Genomic DNA, 19,293 nt, shown 5'->3' on the forward strand with positions numbered 1-19,293 from the left:
CGTACGGGGGAGTATGGTGGATCCGACCTCGGAGCTCGAGGAGGACGTCGACGAGGAGTCCGCGCCGCGCTGTGCGACGTGCGGCGAGCCGGCGCTGGGGACCGGGCGCCGAACCGTCACGTGGGTCGACGGCGACGACGCCGTCCATCGACAGTTCTGTTCGGAGTCGTGTCGCGCGGACTGGGACGATGAGCGGCCGGCGGCGGACGGGTAATCCGGCGGGAGGCTTTTTGCCCGCGGGGGTGGTAGCGTTCGGTATGATTTCGCTCGACGAGGCCGTGACGGCCCGACTGGAGTCACACGGGGAGCGCTTCGAGGTCCTGATCGACCCCGCCGCCGCGCTCGCGATCAAACGCGGGGAGTTCGAGGGGGACCTAGAGGAGGTCATCGCCGCGGAGGACGTCTTCGAGAACGCCTCGCGGGGGGACCGGCCGGCCGAGGAGGACCTCGAGACCGTCTTCGGCACCACAGACCCGCTCGAAATCATCCCCGAGGTCGTCGAGCGCGGGGAGATACAGATCACTGCCGAGCAGCGCGCGGAGATGCGAAGAGCGGAAGCACAACCAGCTCGTCACGACCATCACTCGAAACGCCGTGAACCCGCAGATGGACGACTCCCCGCACCCGCCCGAGCGGATCGAGCGCGCGCTGGAGGAGGCGGGGTTCCAGATCGACCCGATGGAGCCGGTGGAAAACCAGGTCGACGACGCACTCGAAGCGTTGCGTCCGGTGATCCCGATCCGGTTCGAGGAGGTGACGATGGCGGTTCAGCTCCCGGCCGACTACGCGGGGTCCGGCCAGGCGCAGATCCGCGAGTTCGGCGACTTAGAGCGCGAAGAGTGGCAGAACGACGGCTCGTGGGTCGGCGTGCTCACCTTCCCCGCCGGTCTCCAGAACGACCTGTACGACCTCGTCAACGAGGTCACGTCGGGGGAGGGGGACGCCCGCGTGGTCAAGGACAAAGACGAGCTTCGGACCCGCTGACGGTCTCTGACCACCTCCGACACCGGCCGAGAGTCCGCGCAGTTTCACCGCCTTCGAGAGCTTGATACCGGCGGGACGCGGCTCGGATCGCATCGGCATCCACGCGCGGCGGAGTTCGAGGAACGGACGCGAGAACGGTACGAGGTCGACCTCGACGTGCTGGAGTTCGAGGCGGGCACGGAGACGGCGGCCGCCGCGGCCGACGCCGTCGGCTGCGAGACGGGCGCCATCGCGTCGACCATCGTCGTGTCGCTTTCGGGCGGCAAGCGGGACGGAGCACTCGTCGCGGCGATCACGAGCGGCGCGAACCGGTTAGACCTCGACGCCGTCGCCGACCACTTCGGCGCCGACGCCGCCGGGATGGGCGACCCGAGCCGCATCCGCGAGGTCGTCGGCTGGAGCATCGGCGGCGTCCCGCCAGTCTGTCACGACGACGCGCTCCCGACCGTCTTCGACCCGACGCTCACCGAATACGACACCGTCTACGGCGCGGCGGGGACGCCGAGCGCGGTGTTCGCGGTCGAGCCGGAGACGCTCGCCGAACTCGCGGACGCGACGGTCGTCGACCTCACCGAGTGACCCGCGGCGGCTCTCGCCGCGTCCCGGACGCCGAGTTGTTAAGCAAGGGCGCTCTCGGCGGCCGAGTTATTAATATAGTGTTGTGAAGTAATAACCTTTTTCTGTTAACCGGCGCTACAGATCGGTATGACTCACTCACGGCGGTCGGTGCTGCGGCGCGGGGCCGGAGTCGCGGCCGCGGGGACGGCGGCGTCGCTGGCGGGGTGTTCCGGCGGCGCAGACGGCGGTACCGGAGGTTTCGACTCCGGCTACGCCGCCTTCTTCACCCCCAACGACTGGGCGAACGAGATCGCGAGCGAGCGCGCGAGCTTCGAGGACCCGGTCGACGTGGGGCAACTGGGCCACGGCTGGACGCCGGACGGCAACCTCGCCGCGGACGTCGCCGCGACGGACGCGTTCGTCTACCTCGACAGCCCGGAGTTCTCGTGGGCGCAGGACCTCGCCGGAACGCTGGAGGCGGACTACGACACGGTCGCCGTGATCGACGGACTCGCCGGGCTGGAAGGCGACCTCCTCGACTGGAACCACTCGCACGGCGGCGAGGAACGCGACGACGAGAGCGGGGACCACGACGAGAGCGGGGACCACGACGGGGAGGACGGACACGACGAGGGGCGCGGCTACGACCCCCACGTGTGGGTCGACCCGGTGTTCGCCGCCGACATCGTCGACAACATCGCGGCGGGGCTGGGCGAGGCCGACCCGGACAACGCCGACGCGTACGCCGACAACGCCGACGCGTACGCGGAGGAACTCGACGCGGTCGACGCCGCCTTCCAGTCGGTCGCCGACGAGGCCGCGCGCGACGTGGCGGTGCTGGCGGGCCACAATTCCTTCCAGTACCTCGAGGCGCGCTACGGGTTCCGGCTCCACTCGCCGGTCGGCGTCTCGCCGCAGAACGAGCCGACGCAGACGGAGATCGCCGACACCATCGACCTCGTCGACAGCGAGGGGATCGAGGTCGTGCTGTACGACCGCTTCCAGTCGCCCAGGCTCGCCGAGTCGATCGTCGAGAACAGCGGCGCGACGGAGGCGGTCCCCGTCACGCCCGCCGGGGGGACGACCCGCGAGTGGAACGACGCCGGGTACGGCTACCTCGAACAGATGACCGAGATCAACGTCCCCGCCTTTGAGCGGGCGTTCGGCGCGCAGTGAGCCGGTCCCCTCCCGCGTCTGCCGTCGAGCGGTCGGGTGACAGCGGCGCCGACTACGGAGTAAAAGAGCTAAACGTGCGGCCGGCCCAGATCGGGCACACGCAGTGAGCGAAATCGTCGACCTCGACGGCGTGACGTTCGCCTACGGCGACACGGTCGCCGTGAGAGACGTCTCCCTGACGGTCGAGGAGGGCGACTTCCTCGGTCTCGTCGGGCCGAACGGCTCCGGGAAGACCACGCTGCTCCACCTCATGCTCGGGCTTCACGAGCCGGACGAGGGGTCCGTGGAGCTGTTCGGCCGCCCCGTCGACGAGTTCGACGACGGCGGCCGGATCGGCTACGTCTCCCAGAAGGCGACGAGCCGGGGCGGCGCGATGCCGGTCACCGTCCGCGAGTGCGTCACGATGGGTCGGTTCGCACACGCCGGACGGGGACCGCTCTCCGCGGCCGACCGCGCCGCCGTCGCGGACGCCATCGAGACGGTCGGCATCGGCGACCTCGCCGACCGCCTCGTCTCGGAGCTGTCCGGCGGGCAGAAGCAGCGGGCGTACATCGCGCGGGCCCTCGCGAGCGACGCGGACCTGCTCGCGCTCGACGAGCCGACCGTCGGCGTCGACGCCGAGTCCCGCGACGCCTTCTACGCCCTCCTCGACGAACTCAACGACGAGGGGATCACCATCATCCTCATCGAGCACGACATCGGCGTCGTCACCGACCGCGCGAACCGCATCGCCTGCGTCAACACCGAGCTGTACCACCACGGGGACACCGAGTCGTTCGTCGAGAGCGACGCCCTCGCGGAGGCGTACGGCACGACCGGACAGGTCGTCCACCACCACCACTGATGAGCGGAGAGACACCACCGGACGGCGGCGGGTCGTCCCGGTCCGACCGCGGACTCCGCCGGACCGCGGAGCTCGTCGGAATCGGTCTCACCGCGGTCGTCGCGGCCGGAATGCTCGGGTTCGTGCTGCTGTACTGGGCGCAGGACCTCCCGGTCGCGAGCGACCTGTACGCCGCGTTCCGCTCGCTCGGGCGCGGGATGGACGCCGCGTTCGGGACGAACGTGTTCCGACACCCGATCATGTGGCAGTCGATGGCGGTCGGCGTGCTCGTCGGGGTCGTCGCCCCGCTCGTCGGCTCGTTCCTCGTCCACCGCGAGATGGCGCTGATCGGCGAGACGCTCGCGCACACCGCGTTCGCCGGCGTCGCGATCGGGATCCTCGTCACCTCCTCGACCGGGTGGAACGGGTCGCTGCTGCTCGTCGCGCTCGTCGTCGGCATCCTCGGCGCGCTCGTGGTCCAGTGGCTCACCGACCGCACCGACGCCTACGGCGACGTGCCCATCGCGATCATGCTCAGCGGGAGCTTCGCGGTCGGGACGCTGATCATCAGTTACGGCGACGGCCTGACTGGGGTGAACATCCAGGGCTACCTGTTCGGGAACCTCGCGGTCGTCACGCCGGAGGGCGCGCGGCTGATGGGCGCGCTCTCCCTGATCGTCGTCGCGGGCGTGGCGCTGACGTACAAACAGCTCCTCTTCATCACCTTCGACGAGCAGGCCGCGCGGGTCGCGCAGCTGAACGTCACCGGCTACAACACCCTGCTCGTGGTGTTGACCGCGGTCGTCGTCGTCGGCGCGATGCAGGTGCTCGGCGTCATCCTCGTCGCCGCGATGCTCGTCGTCCCAGTCGCGGCCGCCTCGCAGGTCGCCCGGAGCTTCCGCGAGACGATGTACCTCGCGGTGATATTCGGCCAGCTGTCGGTGCTCGGCGGCTTCGCCGTCTCGATCGGTCTCGGGCTTCCCTCCGGGGGGTCGATCGTCGTCACGGCCATCACGGTGTACCTCGCGAGCATCGTCGGCTCCGGCTTCTCGGTGAAGGCGATATCGGCGCACGGGTAAGTCGGCCCGCCGCGTGCGTCTCCCGGTCGTGGCCCGGCTCCCGTCCGGTTTCCACAGACCCTTATGTCGCGACCGCGACCCACGCGTATGGGAGAAACCGAGACCTACACGGTCACCGGTCCCGACGGTGACGAAGAGTCGTTCGAACTGCCCGCCGGACTCGTCGACGTCCTCAGCGAGCAGGGCGAGCCGGCGACGGCGGTCGTCTCCGACGTGGTCGTCCAGGCGATGGCCCAGCAGGCGCACGTCATCGTCCACCACAGCGAGGGCGACGTGCCCGAGGACATCGCGGAGATGAACGAGACGGCCGCGGAGCTGTTCGAGGAGCGGTTCGGACAGCCGCTCGAAGAGGCGCTCGGCCACTCGCATTAAGCGCGTTCGACGCCCTTTCCGCCGACTCGACAGCCGCCGACCGGCCGCTTAAGCCGGTCGAGACCGTATCTTCTCGCATGGCTACCGACCCGGACAGCGCGGACGCTCCGGTGTTGATCTTCGACGGCGACTGCCCGTACTGCTCGGTCGCGGCGGTCGCGCTCCGTCGGCTCGACGGGGTCGTCGCGGTCCCGTGGGAGTCCGACCCGGTCGGCCCGTTCCTCGACGCGCAGTTCGGCTCGCGCCCGTTCGCGATGGTGTTCGTCGACCCCGTCGAGCGACGGGTGTACGCGGGCCGGTCGGCCGCCGAGGAGCTGGCCGAGCGCGCCGGGACGCCCGGGATCGTCGGCGGACTCGTCCGCGACAACTACGACCGCATCGCCGGCGCCGTCGGCGCGCTGTCGGGGCGCGACCGCGACCCGGCGGACTTCCACGACACCTACCCGCTCGACGACGACGCGGGCGAGATGGTGACCTCGCTCCGGGCGGCCGCCGACGAGGCGCCGGCCGCGCTGTCGTGAGCGCGGCGGCGACTCCGACGACCGATTCCCGGGCGGTCGACGCTCTGGTGGTCGACATCGCGGCGGTCGACGCTCGGGCGGTGATCGGTCGATGAGCGACGCCGAGGGGGGCAGCTACACGCTGGTCGTCGACCTCGAAGCGGACGCGACACTGTCTGCGGGCGCGCTCGGCGAGTGTGACCTCCCGGCCGGCGCGTACGCCTACACGGGGAGCGCGCTCGGTGCCGGCGGCTTCTCCCGGGTCGACAGACACCGCCGGACCGCGCGCGGCGACCACGACGTCCGCCACTGGCACGTCGACTACCTGCTCGGCCATCCGGCCGCGCGGATCGACCGCGTCGTGCGGAGCGTCGGCGTCGACGTTGAGTGCGCGGTCGCCGAGCGGCTGCCGACCGGGCCGATAGCGCGGTTCGGCGCCTCCGACTGCGGCTGTCCGAGTCACCTCGCGAGCGAGGAACGGGACGAGCGCGGCGGCGATGCCGGCGACGCGCTCGACGCCCTCGCAGAGCGCGCGCTGGCGGCCCACGAGGCGGCGGTCACGGGGACTGACGACCCGGACGCGACCGTCGAGGTCGTCGCGGGATCTGGAGAATGAGGGTCGCGGGTTCCGAGAAGTAGGCTTCCGGGCCGCGTCGGATCAGAGATCGTAGCGCTCGACGACCTGCCGGAGCTGTTCCTCTCGCCCGTCCAGGGCGTCGTCGCGGAGCACCCGTTCGTCCTCGGTCGGACACTCCAGGTCGGGGACCGGCGTCGGTCGTCCCTCGTCGTCGAGCGCGACGAACGTGAAGTAGGAGGTGGTCGTCCGGCGCGTCTCGTCGGTGCGGGGGTTCTCGGCGCGCACGTCGACTTTCACGTCGACGCTCGTCCGGCCGGTGTTGAACACGTACCCCTCGATGATCGCGACCTCACCGGTCTCGATGGGCGCGATGAAGTCGACGTGGTCCATCGAGGCGGTGACCACCTGTCGGTTCGAGAATCGCATGCCGGCGATGGCCCCGCAGATGTCCATCCAGTGCAACACGGCGCCCCCGAGCGCGCGGCCGAGGTTGTTCGTGTCGTTCGGCAGCAGCATCTCCGTCATCTCGGTGTGCGATGAGGCGAGCGTGGCCGTCTCGTCCATGCCAGTCGTGGGAGGGCGGGCGACTTGAACGACCGGCTTCGGAACGCAGGCCCGGGAGGCGATTCAGCGCTCCTCGGAGGGGTCGCCGTCGCCGCCGAACTGGACCGAATCCGGCGGTCGGCCCGCCTCGTCTATCACCCCGTCGGTCACGACGACCGGACAGTCGACGCGCACGGCGAGCGCGAGCGCGTCGGAGGGGCGCGCGTCGAAGACGAACCGCTCGGGTTCGCCGTCGTCGTAGCGCTCGGCGTCGACCTTCGCGTAGAAGGTGCCGTCGTGGAGGTCGTCGACGCGGACGCGGTCGATGGCGCCGCCGAACTCGGTGAGGATGTCGACGAGGAGGTCGTGAGTGAGCGGTCGGTCGAACGGTTCGCCCTCCAGCGCCATCCCGATCGACTGAGCCTGGTCGCCACTGACGAAGATCGGGACGTACTCGCCGCGCGCGGACAGGATCACCGCCGGGACGTCGCCGCTCGGTGCCGACCCCGCCCCGACCCCGACGACCTCGGCTTCGTGTTCCATACGCGAATGTGGTGGCGGCGGCTTGAATAGCTGTCCCACGCGCGAGCCGGATTCGAAGTTCGGCCTCCCGGTCCGGGGCGCGGCTCTACCGATTCGACGCCCGATCGCGGCCCTACCGGTTCGACGCCCGATACCAGTACGCCCACGCGAGCGTGAACACGAGCGCGGCGCCGACGAAGAAGACGACCCCCGGCTCGACGAGCGAGACGGCGTACTCCCTGAGCGGATCGCCGACGAGTTCGATCGCGCCGTCGGCGCTCTCGGCGGCGGTGTTCTGGTCCGGGGCGCTCTCGATGGTGGGTCCGTCGGCCGCGCCCCCGTCGGCCCCGTCGGCCGCGTCGGTTGTGGCAGTCCCCGCGTCGCCGCCGACCGAGGGACCGCCGAGCGATCCGACCGCGAGGAGGCGCTGGGCCGCGACCGCGGCGAGACCGATTATCCCGTAGCCGCCGAGCAAGCGCATGAGCGCGGTCTTGATCCCCGTCGACTCCTCGGAGCCGCCCGCGAACAGCACGAGCGGTTCGTCCGCGGCGGCGTACACGTCCATCTCGCGGCCCTTCTCGGAGTAGGCGGTGTCGACGACGTCGACGAGGTCGGCCTCGTCGAGCCGCGAGAGGTGGTACTGGACGTTCTGAAGGGAGGTGTCGACCTCTTTGGCGAGTTCGGACTTGGTCGCCGGACGGTCGTGGAGCGTCGAGAGGATCGCCCGCGCGGTCTCGGAGCCGAGAGCCGCGATGAGGTCGTCCGCCTCGTCGTCGTCGACGCCGACGACGCGCGGCTCGCGCTCTTCGGGGGGCGTATCCGGCAGGGAGGGCAACAGCCGGGACATGCGAAGGAGTGAGACCCGTGAGAATACAAATTTGTTGGATCGTCGGGGACGGGGCGGCGCGTCGGCGGCGGCGACGTCGAGTTTCGACACCGACTCACAAACCCTAAACGCGGTGACCGAGTACGACGGATGATGACAGAGACGTCACGGGGGAGCGACGAGGCGACCCCGTCGACCGACGGGTCCCCGCGGACCGACGGCGGCGACCTCGACGCGGAGCCGCGCGGTGACCCCGCCGGCGACGAAGGGACAGTCACGGTCGTCGGGACCGCGCACGTGTCGGAGCGCTCCGTCGACGAGGTCGAGGAGACGATAGAGCGGGAGCGGCCCGACGTCGTCGCCGTCGAACTCGACGAGGGGCGCTACCGCCAGCTCAACGGCGAGACCCCGGACGACCTCGACGCCGGCGACTTACTCAAGGGGAACACGGTGTTCCAGTTCCTCGCGTACTGGATGCTCTCGTACGTCCAGACCCAGCTCGGCGAGCGGTTCGACATCGAGCCGGGCGCCGACATGAAGGCCGCCGTCGACGTCGCCGAGTCGCTCGGGATCGACGTCGCCCTCGTCGACCGCGACATCCAGACCACGATCCAGCGCTTCTGGGCGCGCATGACGATCACGGAGAAGCTCCGGCTCGTCGGCGGGCTGGCGTTCGGCGTCAGCGACCCGCGCGTCGCCGGCGTGATCGGCGGCCTGGTCGTCGGGATCCTCGCCGGGCCGGCGATCGGTCTCTTTGGCGGCGCCGTCGGGATCACGAACGCCGTGCTGACGAGCGTCGCCGCGGGCGTCCTCGTCGCGCTCGCCGTCGGCATCGTCGTCGACCAGGTCGGCACGCTCGCCCTCTCCCCGGATCAGCGGCTCTACGCCGCGGTCGGTACGGGGCTTTCCTTCGGCGTCGCCGCCGGGGTCACGGGCGTCGCCGACGGAGTCGTTTCGACGTACCTCGGCGGCTTCGCCGTGACGGCCATCGGCGGCTTCGGGATCGGTATCGGACTCGGGCTGGTCGTCGGCGGCTTCCTCGCGCTCGCCGTGGGCGCGTTCGCCGGCGGCGACGTCGACGCCGAGGCCGGCGGGATCGAGGAGCTGGACGCCGCCGACCTCACCGACACGGACGTGGTGACGATGATGATGGAGGAGTTCCGGCAGTTCTCCCCGGGCGGCGCGGAGGCGCTCATCGACGAGCGCGACGCGTTCATCGCCCACCGGCTCGTCGCGCTCCGCGAGGCAGGCTACGACGTGGTCGCCGTCGTCGGCGCCGGCCACCAGGCGGGGATCGAGCGGTACCTCGCCGACCCCGCGACCCTCCCGCCGATGGAGGACCTGGTCGGGCAGGAGTCCGGTAGAGGACTCCCGTGGAAGAAGGCGATCGGGTACGCGATCACGGTCGGCTTCGTCGGCTTCTTCGTCCTGCTGGCGCTCGGCGGCGCCGGAAACGAGTTCCTGATCCGGCTGTTCGGGGCGTGGTTCCTGATTAACGGCGTCTTCGCGTTCGCGTTCGCGAAGGTCGCCGGCGCGCGCTGGCTCTCGGCCGGCGTCGGCGGCGCCGTCGCGTGGATGACCTCGATCAACCCGCTGCTCGCGCCCGGCTGGTTCACCGGCTACGTGGAACTCCGGAGTCTGACCGTGAACGTCGCCGACATCGGCGCGCTCAACGACCTGCTGGGCGACGAGACGCGGTCACCCGCGGAGCTGATCTCCGCGATGCTCGACGTGCCGCTGTTCCGGCTCATCGTCGTCGTCGCGATGACGAACGTCGGGAGCATCGTCGCGAGCTTCCTGTTCGCGGCGTACGTCATCCCGGCGATGTTCGGCGCGGAGGTTGGCGGCGTCGAGGACGTCGGACGGCTGCTCGTCGACGGCGCGATCAACGGTGCCGACCTCGTCCGCGGCGCCGTGGGGGGATCGCATGAGCGGCTCGGGGGCGTTCTCCGGGCGGCGGATCGCGGGTCTCTACTTCAGCGGCACCGAGCTCCGCGACCTGCTCGTGGCGTGGCTCGCGCTCGGCGTGGCGTTCATGCTGTTCTTCGTGAACGGCTCGGCCGGGATCGGCCGGATCGTCGCCGCGGGCGTGCTCCCGCCGCTGTTCGTCGCCCTCTCGACCGCTGGGGTCGCGTTCCTCCTCCACGAGGTCGCACACAAGGTGGTCGCGGTCCACTACGACCAGGTCGCCGAGTTCCGCGCGGACAACAGCATGCTGTTTATCGCCGTGATGAGCTCGCTGTTGGGGTTCATCTTCGCCGCGCCGGGCGCGGTCCACCACCGCGGGCGGCTGACGCCGCGCGAACACGGCCACATCGCGCTCGCCGGGCCGGTCGTGAACCTCGGACTGATGGTCGCGTTCGTCCCGCTGTTCGCGCTCGGGGGGTTCCTCGGAAACGATATCGTCACGATCCTCGGCTCCCGAGGGATCGCGATCAACGCGTTCCTTGCGGCGTTCAACCTCGTCCCGTACGGTCCCCTCGACGGGAAGACGGTGCTGAACTGGAGCAAGCTCGTCTGGGCGGCCGTCTTCGTCCCCTCCGTGCTGCTCGCGGTCGGACTCGTCTTCGTCGTCGGACTCGGGTTCGGGGGGCCGTTCTGAGCCGAGGGCGTCCGTCTTTCCCATCTCTCGCCAACCCGAAGGGAACGGTGCGTTTTTGCTCCGCGGGCGTGGTCTCACACACATGTCCGAGGGCGACGGGGGCGACGACGAGGGATCGGGCGGGGCGACCGACGGCGACGAACTTACCTACGCAGACGCGGGCGTCGACATCGACGCGAGCGAGGCCGCGACCGCGGCGCTGATCGGCGCGGTCGGGTCCGACCCCGACGCGGACGACTCCGGGAGCGACTACGCCGGCCTGCTCGACATCGGCGACCGCTACCTCGCGCTCGCGACCGACGGCGTCGGGACGAAGCTGCTCGTCGCGGAGGCGCTCGGCGACTACTCGACGGTCGGGATCGACTGTATCGCGATGAACGTCAACGACCTCGTCGCGGCCGGCGTCCGACCCGTCGCGTTCGTCGACTACCTCGCGGTCGACGAGCCGGACGAGCGGTTCGCCGAGCAGGTCGGCGAGGGACTCTCTCGCGGCGCGGAGCTGGCCGACATGGAACTCGTCGGCGGCGAGACGGCGGTGATGCCCGACGTGATCCGCGGACTCGACCTGGCGGGGGCCTGCGTCGGTCTCGCCGCGAAGGACGGCGTGTTCGACGGCCGGGCGGAGCCGGGCGACGCCTTGGTCGGCTGGCGCTCGTCGGGGATCCACTCGAACGGACTCACGCTGGCGCGCGAGGCCGTCACGCGCGACCACGCCTACGGCGATCCCTGCCCGTTCGACGGCTACGAGACGCTCGGCGACGCGCTTCTGGAGCCGACCGCGATATACACCGACCTGCTCGATCCGATGCGCGAGCGCGGCGTGCGCGGCGCGGCCCACGTCACCGGCGGCGGCTGGACGAACCTGACGCGGCTCGGCGCGAACCGGTACGTCGTCGAGGACGCGTTCGACCCCCAGCCCGTCTTCGAGTTCGTCCAGTCGGAGGGGAGCGTCTCCGACGAGGAGATCCACCGGACGTTCAACATGGGGACCGGCTTCGTCGCGGCGCTTGACTCAGATGACGCCGAGTCGCTGGCCGACGAGACCGGGGGTCGTGTGATCGGGCGTGTCGAGGAGAGTGAGGGCGACGAGGGGAGCGTCGCGATCCGCGGACTAGAATTATAAGTGGTTGCTGTCGACGCCGTTCTCGATCGCTTATAAATCCGTAACTTCGGCTTGACGGCGAGTACTTCCAAAGCCTTCGCTCATTTATAAATCGTTGATGCCGAACCGACGGTGAACACCTCCAAAGCCCCAGCCGCGAGGACTCGCGTGACTCGCTGCGCTCCTCGGTCGCTCACTCCGTTCGCTCCCTGTGGTGCTTGCGTCGTCAGGCTTCGCCCTCGCGGCTGCCCCTTTGAGTCCCTCCCCGCACCGCACAGCACCTCACGCCTCCCCAGCCTCGCCGCTCGCGCTCTGCGAGCGCTCGCGGCGTCCCTCGCGCGTGCGACTCGCGCCCTGCGGGCGCTCGTCGGCACGCGCCACCGCACATTGGTTTATAAGGAATCGTCGCCGTCACCGCTTTTCGCGGCTTCGACGCGGTCCGCCGTCGACTCCAGCGCCTCGGCCAGCGTTCTCGCTTGCGCGGGCGAGAGGTCGATCTCGTCGACGTGGGCAGCGAGGTCGTCGATCGCCGTGTTGTCGAGTTCGACTTCCAGCGTGACCTGTTCGGGGTCCTCCCGCGGCGCGGTGACGTTCACGACGCCGGGCGCGTCGCTCTCGAACTCGTGGCCGCGAGCGCGGCCGTCGACGAGGTCGAGGGTCGTGTAGGCGTTCACGCGGATGAGGCGATCCGGCATCGTCAGTCGTCCGCCGGGGTCGACGGCGCGTCCTCCATCGAGTCGTTCTCGGCGTACGGGTACCAGGTGCGCTTCGTGTTGTGCAGCATCGGGTCCTCGTAGTCGGTCTCCTCCGGCTCCACGAAGGCGTCGAGTTCGTCCTCGTCGTGGCGAGCGACGAACGCCCGGAAGGACTCGCCCTCGTCGCGCTCGGCGGCGAACGAGTCTATCAGGTTCGCGATCGCCCCCGGCACCTCGTCGGCGGGCACGCGCTGGGTGACCCAGCGGGCGAACTGCGGGTTCTCGCCGAGTCCGCCGCCGAGACCCACGTCGAGCGCCTCGACCGGGTCCCCGTCCTTGCGGGTCTTCATCCCGCGCAGGCTCACGTCGGCGATCTGCGGCTGCGCGCACGAGGCCGTACACCCGGAGAGGTGGATGTGGAACTCGTCGACGTCGGCGGGGAGGTCGACGTTGGCCTTCAGCCAGCGCGCGAACCGGACCTGCCGGTTCTTCGTCTCGACGATCGACAGCGAGCAGAACTCCGTGCCGGTACACGCGACCGAGCCGCGCATGAACGGCGACGGGTCGGGCGAGTAGTGATCGAGTAGCGGCTCGTCGAGGAACTCGTCGAGCGCGTCGTCCGGCACGTCGGTGACGATGACGTTCTGGCGCTGCGAGAGCCGGACCTCGCCGGAGCCGTACTCCTCGGCGAGGTCGGCCAGTTCGAGCACGTCGGCCGCGCCCATCCGACCGACGAGCACGTTCAGTCCGACGAAGTTCGCTCCGTTTTTCTGGTCGTGGACGCCGATCAGGTCGTTGCGCTCGCCCTCGCCGGCGTTGTAGGTGTACTCCTCGCGAACGTCGCGGCCGGCGCTCTCCAGCTCGAAGTCGACGTACTCCTCCTGTAGCGTCTCGCGGACCTCCTCCGCGCCCCACTCGTCGACGAGGAACTTCACCCGCGCGTTGTACCGGTCCTCGCGGTCGCCGTAGTCGCGGAACAGCGCGGAGAGCCCGCCGGCCACGTCGGGGACCCGCTCCGGAGGCACCCAGACGTCGATGTCGCGGGCGAGCCGCGGCTCGTTGCGCGCGAGTCCGCCGCCGACCCGGACGTTGAAACCGACCGCGTCCTCGCTTTCGTCGCCCTCTCCCTCGCCGCCGTCTCCGCCGACCGCCTTGTACGCGGGTTCGAACGCGAGGTCGTTGATGTCACCCTGCCCGGAGCCGTCGGCGGAGCCGGTCACGGACACCTTCCACTTCCGCGGGAGGTTCGAGTGGTCGTCGTTCCCCTTGAACCGCTCGTTGAGGTCACGAATCACCGGCCACGCGTCGATCACCTCCTGTCCGTCCTTGCCCGCGACCGGGTTCCCGACGATGTTCCGCCACGAGTCCCCGCAGGCCTGCTGGGTCGAGAGTCCGTTCTCCTCCAGCTTCTCGAAGATCGCCGGCACGTCCGACAGCTCAATCCAGTGGAGCTGGATCGACTGCCGGGTTGTGAAGTCGGCGTACGCGTCGCCGAAGACCGGGTTCGTTCCGGGACCGCGGGCGTACTCGTCGGCGATCTCCCCGACGACGCGGAGCTGTCCCGGTTCGAGCACGCCGTTCGGGGTGCCGATCCGCATCATGAAGTACCCCTCCTGTCCGTTCCGCTGATGGTACAGCCCCCACCACTTGAACCGCTCGAACCACGCGTCCCGCTCGTCGTCCGGGATCGAGTCGAACCCCTCCTCGGCGAACTCGAACAGGCGGTCGCGAATCTCGTTGCCGTACACCTCCGATTTCCAGTTCTCGACGTCGGTTGGCATCGATCCGGCCTACAGCCGACACCCACATAGCTGACAGCGTGGTGTCAACCTTTCCCGGTGCCCCACCAACGGGGCACGTGTTGCCGCTACCCTCAGCGCCGCACTCGCCGAACGGCGGAGCGGTCGAATTCGACGAACTCGCCCCCGCGTACCTGCCCGAGCGGGATCCAGCCGGTTGTCCCCGCCTCCCCGCACGCGATACACTGGCCGTACACCCGCGCCTCGACGGTCGAGGCGTCGACGCCGACCGACTGGAAGTTCTCGACGACCAGATCCGCGAGCGCGCACTCGCACAGATCCGGCGCGTCGACCCGCCACAGTTCGCTGACACGCACTTCCCGGCTGTCGTTGACGGATATCCACGCTCCGTCGTCGAGGACGCGCAAACGAGTGGTCACGCACGCAGTTCGGCCGCGACGACCCAATGAGTGACGGTGCTCGCAACCGACGACAGTTTCGATGACGGGGCAGTATCGAAAAACCGGCAGACTACACCGCCACACAGCGTAAAATTACTCTCCGAATTACCGGACATGAAATCCGGTATCCGAGAGTAGTGGTTCGATTTACACGCGTACCGACACTTATGACTCGTGCCCGGTTACGACGGTGTAATGACCGATTCGGTTCCCGGCTCCACCGACGATCGACCCGTCGACCCGACCGGCGACGAGTACCGACAGCACGCGTCCGCGGACGTCGCGCCCGAACTCTTCGGCGACATCTCGGAGCGACGATGACCGAGCGAGGAAGTTCCCGAGCGACAGACGACGAACGGAGAGACGTCGGAAACGAAGCGAACGCGGAAGGGGAGACGGACGCCGAACCCGACGACGGCACGGACCACCTCGACGACGTCGAGGACGGCGCGGGCTGTACGGAGATCTGGGAGCGGCTCTCCGAGCGGCGGGAGGAGTAGGAAGCGTTACGACAGCTGCGCGGCGATGTCGGCCTCCGTGATGATCCCGACCGTCTCCCCGCCGTCGGTGACCATCACGGCCTTGTAGTGGTCGAGCAGATTTCTGACCTCGTCGACGGTCGCGGACGGCGCGACCGTCGGGAATGATTCGCTCATCACCTCGCTCACGGGGTGGTCGCCGACGTTCTCGCCGGCGTGGACGATATCTCCCTGACTGATCGAACCGACCGGTACGCCGTTCTGGAGGACGGGGAGCTGCGAGTACGCCTCCGCCTCCATCAGCTCGACCGCCTCGCTCACGGCGTCGTCGGGGGCGACGCTGATCACGGTCTCGTTCATCAGGTCGGTCGCGCGCACGACCTCGCCTTCCGCCTCTTGGAGAGCGTTGACGATACGGCGGAGCGTCGAGAGCCGGGGGTCGACGTCGCCGCCCTCGATCCGGGCGATGAGGGGCTGGGAGACGTCCGCGGCGTCGGCGAGCTCGCTCTGGGTCAGGTCGAGCGCGGTCCGGCGCTCGCGGAGGTCCTGTGGCGTCGGCAGTTCCATGCCGGTTAATTACTTAAGGTTATTAGAAAAGCTTTCGGCACCGACCGAACTCGCGCCGCCGGAGAGTCTCGGCCCGCCGGCGTCGGCCGAGCGCGGTCCGCGGTCGCCCTTATCGCTCCGCGTCCTCGTCCTCGTCGTCCGCCTCGGTCTCGAAGACGTCGATGACTTCGAGGGGGACGTCGCGGAGCGCGCCGCCGACCTCGCTTTTCGCGATCCGCTCGGCGTGCTCCTCGCTGTCGGCGTTGAAGATGTCGATCTCTAGAGAAGCCCCACGAGCGCCGTGTTCGCCGCGAGGAACGCGGCGTCGAACGGCTCGCCGCAGGCCGGACAGCCGGTGACGCCGGGTTCGACCTCGACGTACTGCTTGTCCGTCTCGTTGAGTCGCTTGCCGGCTTCGCTGACCGCGACGCCGATGGCGTCGTCGGTCTCCTCGACGTCTCGGACCAACCAGGCGGCTTCCATCGCGACTTCGTAGTTGCTCATATTCGAGCGAACGGGCCGCAGGGTTTCTTGTCTTGTGGTTCGCCCGCGGTCGCGGCCGCCCCGTCGATCGGGGGCGACCTGCGGTGAAGCGCCCGTTACAGCCGGTCGACGATCGCCGCGGTGACCTCGTCGGTCGCCGCGTCGCCGCCGAGGTCACCGGTTCGCGGGCCGTCGGAGAGCACGCCCTCCACGGCGTCGCGCACGCGCTTCCCCTCCTCGACGTGGCCGAGGTACTCTAACAGCATAGCTGCCGAGAGGACCGCCGCGGTCGGGTTCGCGACCCCCTCGCCCGCGATGTCGGGCGCGGTGCCGTGGACCGGCTCGAACAGCCCGTTCTCGTGGCCGACGTTCGCGGAGGGGAGTAGGCCGAGCCCCCGACGAGACCGGCGGCCAGGTCGGAGAGCACGTCGCCGGCGAGGTTCGGGCAGACGATCACGCCGTACTGCGTCGGGTCGAGCGGGAGCTTCGTCGCGAACGCGTCCATCAGCTCCTCGTCGGTGTCGACGCCGCGCTCGTCGGCGACCGCCAGCACCTCCTCGCGGAACCGGCCGTCGGTCTCGCGCATCACGTTCGCCTTGTGCGCGACGGTGAACCCCTCGTCGGGGTCGCCCGCGGGGCCGCGCCCGTCCTCGAGGAACTCGCAGGCGTACTCCGCCAGCTCGCGCGAGGCCGACGAGGTGACGACCCGCGTCAGCGTCGAGAGGTCCTCGGAGAGCCGGTCCTCGTGGCCCGCGTAGACGCCCTCGGTGTTCTCGCGGAGGAACACCACGTCCGTTTCCGGCCGGAGTGCGTCGACGCCGGGGTACGCCTTCGCGGGCCGGACGTTGACGAACGAGTCGACCGCCTCGCGCAGCGGGAGGATGACGTCGGCGGCCGTCTCGCCGGCCGCGCCGAACAGCGTCGCGTCCGCGTCGGCGACCGCGTCGTACGTCTCGGCGGGGAGTGCCTCCCCCGTCTCCGCCTTCGTTGCGTCGCCGGCCTCCGCCTCGACAAACTCGAAGTCGACGGGGAGCGCCTCCAGCACCTCGACGGCCGCCGGGACGACCTCGCGGCCGATCCCGTCGCCCTCGATGACGACGACCTCGTGGCTCACGCGCCGTCCCCCGCCGCGGGCTCGGACACGTGTTCGTCCGGAACGTACGGCAGCGACCGGGCGGTCTCGCGGACCGCGCCCCCGTTCGCGCCCATCAGCGCCGTCGTGTCCCAGACCCCCTCGACGAGCGCCTTCCGCTGGGCGTCGTGAACCGTCGCGTCGATCACGGTGTCGCCGTAGGTGATCGTCTCCTCGGCCACGTCGATGTCGACCTCGGCGTCCGGGTTGGTCTCGACGTAGTCCTGCAGCGCCTCGATCGCCTCCTGATCGGCCGTGACCGTCGGGATACCGAGCGCGAGGCAGTTGCCTGCGAAGATCTCCGCGAACGACTCGCCGACGACCGCGTCGATCCCCCAGCGCATCAGCGCCTGCGGGGCGTGCTCGCGCGACGAGCCGCAGCCGAAGTTGGCGTTGACGACCAGGACGTTCGCGCCCTGATACTGCTGTTCGTTGAACGGGTGGTCCTTCTCGTTGTCCTCGTCGTCGAACCGCTGGTCGAAGAAGGCGAACTGCCCCAGCCCGTCGAAGGTGACGACCTTCATGAACCGCGCCGGGATGATCTGGTCGGTGTCGATGTCGTTGCCCCGGACCGGGATCCCGGTACCGGAGACCTCGGTGACCTTCTCGGCCGGCGCCTCGCCGTCGCTGAACTCGGGCGAGCTCATACGGTCGCCACCTCCTCCATCTCGCGGACGTCGGTGACCTCGCCGGTCACCGCCGCGGCCGCGACCATGATCGGACTCATCAGCACGGTGCGCCCGTCCTTCGAGCCTTGCCGGCCGACGAAGTTCCGGTTCGACGAGGAGGCGCTCGCCTCGTCGCCCTCCAGCTGGTCGTCGTTCATCCCGAGACACATCGAACAGCCGGGCTCGCGCCAGTCGAAGCCGGCGTCTTTGAACACCTCGTCGAGCCCCTCGGCCTCGGCGGCGTCGCGGACGCGCTGGCTGCCGGGGACGACCATCGCGCGCACGTCGTCGTCGACCTCGCGGCCCTCGACGAACGCCGCGGCCTCGCGGAGGTCCTTCAGCCGCGCGTTGGTGCACGAGCCGAGGAACGCCACGTCGATGTCGTACCCCTCCATCGTGTCGCCCGGCTCGACGCGCATGTGCTTTTGCGCGCGCCGCGCCGTGTCCCGGTCCTCCTCGGGGAGGTCGTCGGGGTCCGGGATCGGTTCGGTGATCCCGGCCGTCTGGCCGGGCGTGGTCCCCCACGTGACGGTCGGCTCGATCGCCGAGCCGTCGATGGTGACCACGTCGTCGTACTCGGCGTCGTCGTCGGTCCGGATCGACTCCCAGTAGGGTTTCAGCCGCTCGAACTTCTCTGGGTCGTCGGCGAAGGCGTCCGTCTCCTTGAGCCACTCGTAGGTGGTCTCGTCGGGGTTGACGTACCCCGCGCGGGCGCCGCCCTCGATCGACATGTTACAGATGGACATCCGACCCTCCATCCCGAGGTCCTCGATGGCCTCGCCGGCGTACTCGTACACGTGGCCGACGCCGCCGTCGGTCCCGAGCTTCCCGATTATCGTGAGGATGATGTCCTTCGCGGTGACGCCCTCACCGAGCTCGCCCGTGACCTCGATCTTGCGGACCTTCTGTTTCTCCATCGCGACGCAGCCGGTCGCCAGCACGTCGCGGATCTGCGAGGTGCCGATGCCGAACGCCAGCGCGCCGAACGCGCCGTGCGTCGACGTGTGCGAGTCGCCGCAGACGATCGTCATCCCCGGCTGGGTGAGCCCCTGCTCCGGCCCGATGACGTGGACGATCCCCTGATCGCCGGAGTCCGGGTCGGAGAAGTCGATGCCGGAGCCGCGGACGTTCTCCTCCAGCTCCGCCATCATGCTCTCGGCCGCGTCGTCGCGGTAGGGGCGGTCGCGGTTCCCGGTGGGCACGATGTGGTCGACCGTCGCATGCGTGCGCTCCGGGAACGCGACCTCCTGCCCGCGCTCCTTCAGCATGCCGAACGCCTGCGGGCTGGTGACCTCGTGGACGAGGTGGAGCCCGACGAACAGCTGGTCCTGTCCGGTGGGTAACCGCGTCACCTTGTGTCGGTCCCACACCTTGTCGTACAGCGTCCCCTCGCTCATCGGCGCTCACCCGCGTGGCGCGTGGGGTG

21 protein-coding genes and 4 pseudogenes are annotated in these 19,293 nt (G+C 69.7%); 14 read left to right on the forward strand and 11 right to left on the reverse strand.

From position 1 onward, the window contains the following. The first annotated feature begins 13 nt into the window (after positions 1-13). The 9 genes and pseudogenes from ACODNG_RS02655 (at position 14) to ACODNG_RS02695 (ending at position 6,108) form a co-directional block, all read left to right on the forward strand. Entirely contained in the window at positions 14-214 is a 201-nt protein-coding gene (locus tag ACODNG_RS02655; protein WP_210113983.1) for a DUF7576 family protein, read from the forward strand. Between the two features lie 43 nt (positions 215-257). Continuing rightward, positions 258-984: pseudogene (locus ACODNG_RS02660) on the forward strand (ribosome assembly factor SBDS). 156 nt (positions 985-1,140) lie between these two features. Further along, entirely contained in the window at positions 1,141-1,563 is a 423-nt protein-coding gene (locus ACODNG_RS02665) for a YbaK/EbsC family protein (protein ID WP_434522322.1), read from the forward strand. A 126-nt stretch (positions 1,564-1,689) separates the two neighbouring features. Then, positions 1,690-2,718: a metal ABC transporter substrate-binding protein gene (locus tag ACODNG_RS02670; RefSeq protein ID WP_434522323.1), complete on the forward strand. Its 1,029-nt coding sequence runs from the start codon at positions 1,690-1,692 to the stop codon at positions 2,716-2,718. 103 nt (positions 2,719-2,821) lie between these two features. Beyond that, a complete protein-coding gene (locus ACODNG_RS02675; RefSeq protein ID WP_434522324.1) occupies positions 2,822-3,562 on the forward strand; it encodes a metal ABC transporter ATP-binding protein in 741 nt (246 codons plus the stop codon). Next, the gene (locus ACODNG_RS02680) at positions 3,562-4,620 is read left to right on the forward strand and encodes a metal ABC transporter permease (protein WP_434522325.1); all 1,059 of its coding nucleotides are present in this window, start codon (positions 3,562-3,564) and stop codon (positions 4,618-4,620) included. The genes ACODNG_RS02675 and ACODNG_RS02680 overlap by 1 nt, the downstream gene beginning before the upstream one ends. Positions 4,621-4,707: 87 nt before the next feature. Beyond that, on the forward strand, positions 4,708-4,992 hold the full coding sequence (locus ACODNG_RS02685; protein WP_434522326.1) for a DUF7545 family protein: 285 nt from the start codon (positions 4,708-4,710) through the stop codon (positions 4,990-4,992). A gap of 77 nt (positions 4,993-5,069) precedes the next feature. Further along, entirely contained in the window at positions 5,070-5,513 is a 444-nt protein-coding gene (locus tag ACODNG_RS02690) for a DUF393 domain-containing protein (protein ID WP_434522327.1), read from the forward strand. Between the two features lie 91 nt (positions 5,514-5,604). Next, the gene (locus ACODNG_RS02695; RefSeq protein ID WP_434522328.1) at positions 5,605-6,108 is read left to right on the forward strand and encodes a GIY-YIG nuclease family protein; all 504 of its coding nucleotides are present in this window, start codon (positions 5,605-5,607) and stop codon (positions 6,106-6,108) included. A 42-nt stretch (positions 6,109-6,150) separates the two neighbouring features. Here ACODNG_RS02695 and ACODNG_RS02700 read toward each other — a convergent pair whose 3' ends face one another. The 3 genes from ACODNG_RS02700 to ACODNG_RS02710 all read right to left on the reverse strand — a co-directional run bounded on the left by ACODNG_RS02700 (position 6,151) and on the right by ACODNG_RS02710 (position 7,981). Beyond that, entirely contained in the window at positions 6,151-6,633 is a 483-nt protein-coding gene (locus tag ACODNG_RS02700) for an acyl-CoA thioesterase (RefSeq protein ID WP_434522329.1), read from the reverse strand. 63 nt (positions 6,634-6,696) lie between these two features. Then, a complete protein-coding gene (locus ACODNG_RS02705; RefSeq protein WP_434522330.1) occupies positions 6,697-7,155 on the reverse strand; it encodes a bifunctional nuclease family protein in 459 nt (152 codons plus the stop codon). A gap of 112 nt (positions 7,156-7,267) precedes the next feature. Beyond that, entirely contained in the window at positions 7,268-7,981 is a 714-nt protein-coding gene (locus ACODNG_RS02710) for an ArsR/SmtB family transcription factor (protein ID WP_434522331.1), read from the reverse strand. 132 nt (positions 7,982-8,113) lie between these two features. Between ACODNG_RS02710 and ACODNG_RS02715 the strand changes: the two are divergent. The 3 genes and pseudogenes from ACODNG_RS02715 to purM all read left to right on the forward strand — a co-directional run. Beyond that, positions 8,114-9,883: pseudogene (locus tag ACODNG_RS02715) on the forward strand (TraB/GumN family protein); the annotation flags it as partial. A gap of 4 nt (positions 9,884-9,887) precedes the next feature. Continuing rightward, positions 9,888-10,562 carry a metalloprotease gene (locus ACODNG_RS02720; protein ID WP_434523045.1) on the forward strand — a complete coding sequence of 225 codons (675 nt, stop codon included), beginning with the start codon at positions 9,888-9,890 and terminating at the stop codon, positions 10,560-10,562. A gap of 82 nt (positions 10,563-10,644) precedes the next feature. Continuing rightward, entirely contained in the window at positions 10,645-11,685 is a 1,041-nt protein-coding gene (gene purM / locus ACODNG_RS02725; RefSeq protein WP_434522332.1) for a phosphoribosylformylglycinamidine cyclo-ligase, read from the forward strand. Positions 11,686-12,056: 371 nt separating this feature from the next. Here the strand turns inward: purM and ACODNG_RS02730 are convergent, their stop codons facing one another. The 3 genes from ACODNG_RS02730 to ACODNG_RS02740 form a co-directional block, all read right to left on the reverse strand. Then, a complete protein-coding gene (locus ACODNG_RS02730; RefSeq protein ID WP_434522333.1) occupies positions 12,057-12,359 on the reverse strand; it encodes a DUF6360 family protein in 303 nt (100 codons plus the stop codon). Between the two features lie 2 nt (positions 12,360-12,361). Then, complete coding sequence (locus tag ACODNG_RS02735) at positions 12,362-14,140, reverse strand: nitrite/sulfite reductase (protein WP_434522334.1); 1,779 nt, start codon at positions 14,138-14,140, stop codon at positions 12,362-12,364. A gap of 92 nt (positions 14,141-14,232) precedes the next feature. Continuing rightward, a complete protein-coding gene (locus ACODNG_RS02740) occupies positions 14,233-14,538 on the reverse strand; it encodes a hypothetical protein (protein ID WP_434522335.1) in 306 nt (101 codons plus the stop codon). Between the two features lie 216 nt (positions 14,539-14,754). On the opposite strand from ACODNG_RS02740, the gene ACODNG_RS02745 reads away from it, so the two are divergent. Together ACODNG_RS02745 and ACODNG_RS02750 are read left to right on the forward strand one after the other, a co-directional pair. Continuing rightward, positions 14,755-14,880: a hypothetical protein gene (locus tag ACODNG_RS02745; protein WP_434522336.1), complete on the forward strand. Its 126-nt coding sequence runs from the start codon at positions 14,755-14,757 to the stop codon at positions 14,878-14,880. Further along, positions 14,877-15,059 carry a hypothetical protein gene (locus ACODNG_RS02750; protein WP_434522337.1) on the forward strand — a complete coding sequence of 61 codons (183 nt, stop codon included), beginning with the start codon at positions 14,877-14,879 and terminating at the stop codon, positions 15,057-15,059. Before ACODNG_RS02745 ends, ACODNG_RS02750 begins: the two co-directional genes overlap by 4 nt. 6 nt (positions 15,060-15,065) lie before the next feature. Here the strand turns inward: ACODNG_RS02750 and ACODNG_RS02755 are convergent, their stop codons facing one another. The 5 genes and pseudogenes from ACODNG_RS02755 to leuC all read right to left on the reverse strand — a co-directional run bounded on the left by ACODNG_RS02755 (position 15,066) and on the right by leuC (position 19,264). Continuing rightward, the gene (locus tag ACODNG_RS02755) at positions 15,066-15,605 is read right to left on the reverse strand and encodes a CBS domain-containing protein (protein ID WP_210113862.1); all 540 of its coding nucleotides are present in this window, start codon (positions 15,603-15,605) and stop codon (positions 15,066-15,068) included. A gap of 109 nt (positions 15,606-15,714) precedes the next feature. Next, positions 15,715-16,088: pseudogene (locus ACODNG_RS02760) on the reverse strand (DUF555 domain-containing protein). 95 nt (positions 16,089-16,183) lie between these two features. Continuing rightward, positions 16,184-17,181, reverse strand: a pseudogene (locus ACODNG_RS02765) (isocitrate/isopropylmalate family dehydrogenase). Next, positions 17,178-17,846: a 3-isopropylmalate dehydratase small subunit gene (gene leuD, locus ACODNG_RS02770; protein ID WP_434522338.1), complete on the reverse strand. Its 669-nt coding sequence runs from the start codon at positions 17,844-17,846 to the stop codon at positions 17,178-17,180. The pseudogene ACODNG_RS02765 and the gene leuD overlap by 4 nt, the downstream one beginning before the upstream one ends. Then, a complete protein-coding gene (leuC, locus tag ACODNG_RS02775) occupies positions 17,843-19,264 on the reverse strand; it encodes a 3-isopropylmalate dehydratase large subunit (protein WP_434522339.1) in 1,422 nt (473 codons plus the stop codon). The genes leuD and leuC overlap by 4 nt, the downstream gene beginning before the upstream one ends. Positions 19,265-19,293 lie beyond the last annotated feature (29 nt).

This window comes from Halorubrum sp. AS12 (assembly GCF_051122765.1).
Classification (GTDB): Archaea; Halobacteriota; Halobacteria; order Halobacteriales; family Haloferacaceae; genus Halorubrum; species Halorubrum trapanicum.

Excerpts from the sequence above, each read along its gene's own strand:
- ACODNG_RS02655 (WP_210113983.1), top strand. The coding sequence starts at position 14 with ATGGTGGATCCGACCTCGGAGCTCGAGGAGGACGTCGACGAGGAGTCC.
- ACODNG_RS02670 (WP_434522323.1), top strand. The coding sequence starts at position 1,690 with ATGACTCACTCACGGCGGTCGGTGCTGCGGCGCGGGGCCGGAGTCGCG.
- ACODNG_RS02680 (WP_434522325.1), top strand. The coding sequence starts at position 3,562 with ATGAGCGGAGAGACACCACCGGACGGCGGCGGGTCGTCCCGGTCCGAC.
- ACODNG_RS02685 (WP_434522326.1), top strand. The coding sequence starts at position 4,708 with ATGGGAGAAACCGAGACCTACACGGTCACCGGTCCCGACGGTGACGAA.
- ACODNG_RS02690 (WP_434522327.1), top strand. The coding sequence starts at position 5,070 with ATGGCTACCGACCCGGACAGCGCGGACGCTCCGGTGTTGATCTTCGAC.
- ACODNG_RS02695 (WP_434522328.1), top strand. The coding sequence starts at position 5,605 with ATGAGCGACGCCGAGGGGGGCAGCTACACGCTGGTCGTCGACCTCGAA.
- ACODNG_RS02700 (WP_434522329.1), bottom strand. The coding sequence starts at position 6,633 with ATGGACGAGACGGCCACGCTCGCCTCATCGCACACCGAGATGACGGAG.
- ACODNG_RS02705 (WP_434522330.1), bottom strand. The coding sequence starts at position 7,155 with ATGGAACACGAAGCCGAGGTCGTCGGGGTCGGGGCGGGGTCGGCACCG.
- ACODNG_RS02710 (WP_434522331.1), bottom strand. The coding sequence starts at position 7,981 with ATGTCCCGGCTGTTGCCCTCCCTGCCGGATACGCCCCCCGAAGAGCGC.
- ACODNG_RS02720 (WP_434523045.1), top strand. The coding sequence starts at position 9,888 with ATGAGCGGCTCGGGGGCGTTCTCCGGGCGGCGGATCGCGGGTCTCTAC.
- purM (WP_434522332.1), top strand. The coding sequence starts at position 10,645 with ATGTCCGAGGGCGACGGGGGCGACGACGAGGGATCGGGCGGGGCGACC.
- ACODNG_RS02730 (WP_434522333.1), bottom strand. The coding sequence starts at position 12,359 with ATGCCGGATCGCCTCATCCGCGTGAACGCCTACACGACCCTCGACCTC.
- ACODNG_RS02735 (WP_434522334.1), bottom strand. The coding sequence starts at position 14,140 with ATGCCAACCGACGTCGAGAACTGGAAATCGGAGGTGTACGGCAACGAG.
- ACODNG_RS02745 (WP_434522336.1), top strand. The coding sequence starts at position 14,755 with ATGACCGATTCGGTTCCCGGCTCCACCGACGATCGACCCGTCGACCCG.
- ACODNG_RS02750 (WP_434522337.1), top strand. The coding sequence starts at position 14,877 with ATGACCGAGCGAGGAAGTTCCCGAGCGACAGACGACGAACGGAGAGAC.
- ACODNG_RS02755 (WP_210113862.1), bottom strand. The coding sequence starts at position 15,605 with ATGGAACTGCCGACGCCACAGGACCTCCGCGAGCGCCGGACCGCGCTC.
- leuD (WP_434522338.1), bottom strand. The coding sequence starts at position 17,846 with ATGAGCTCGCCCGAGTTCAGCGACGGCGAGGCGCCGGCCGAGAAGGTC.
- leuC (WP_434522339.1), bottom strand. The coding sequence starts at position 19,264 with ATGAGCGAGGGGACGCTGTACGACAAGGTGTGGGACCGACACAAGGTG.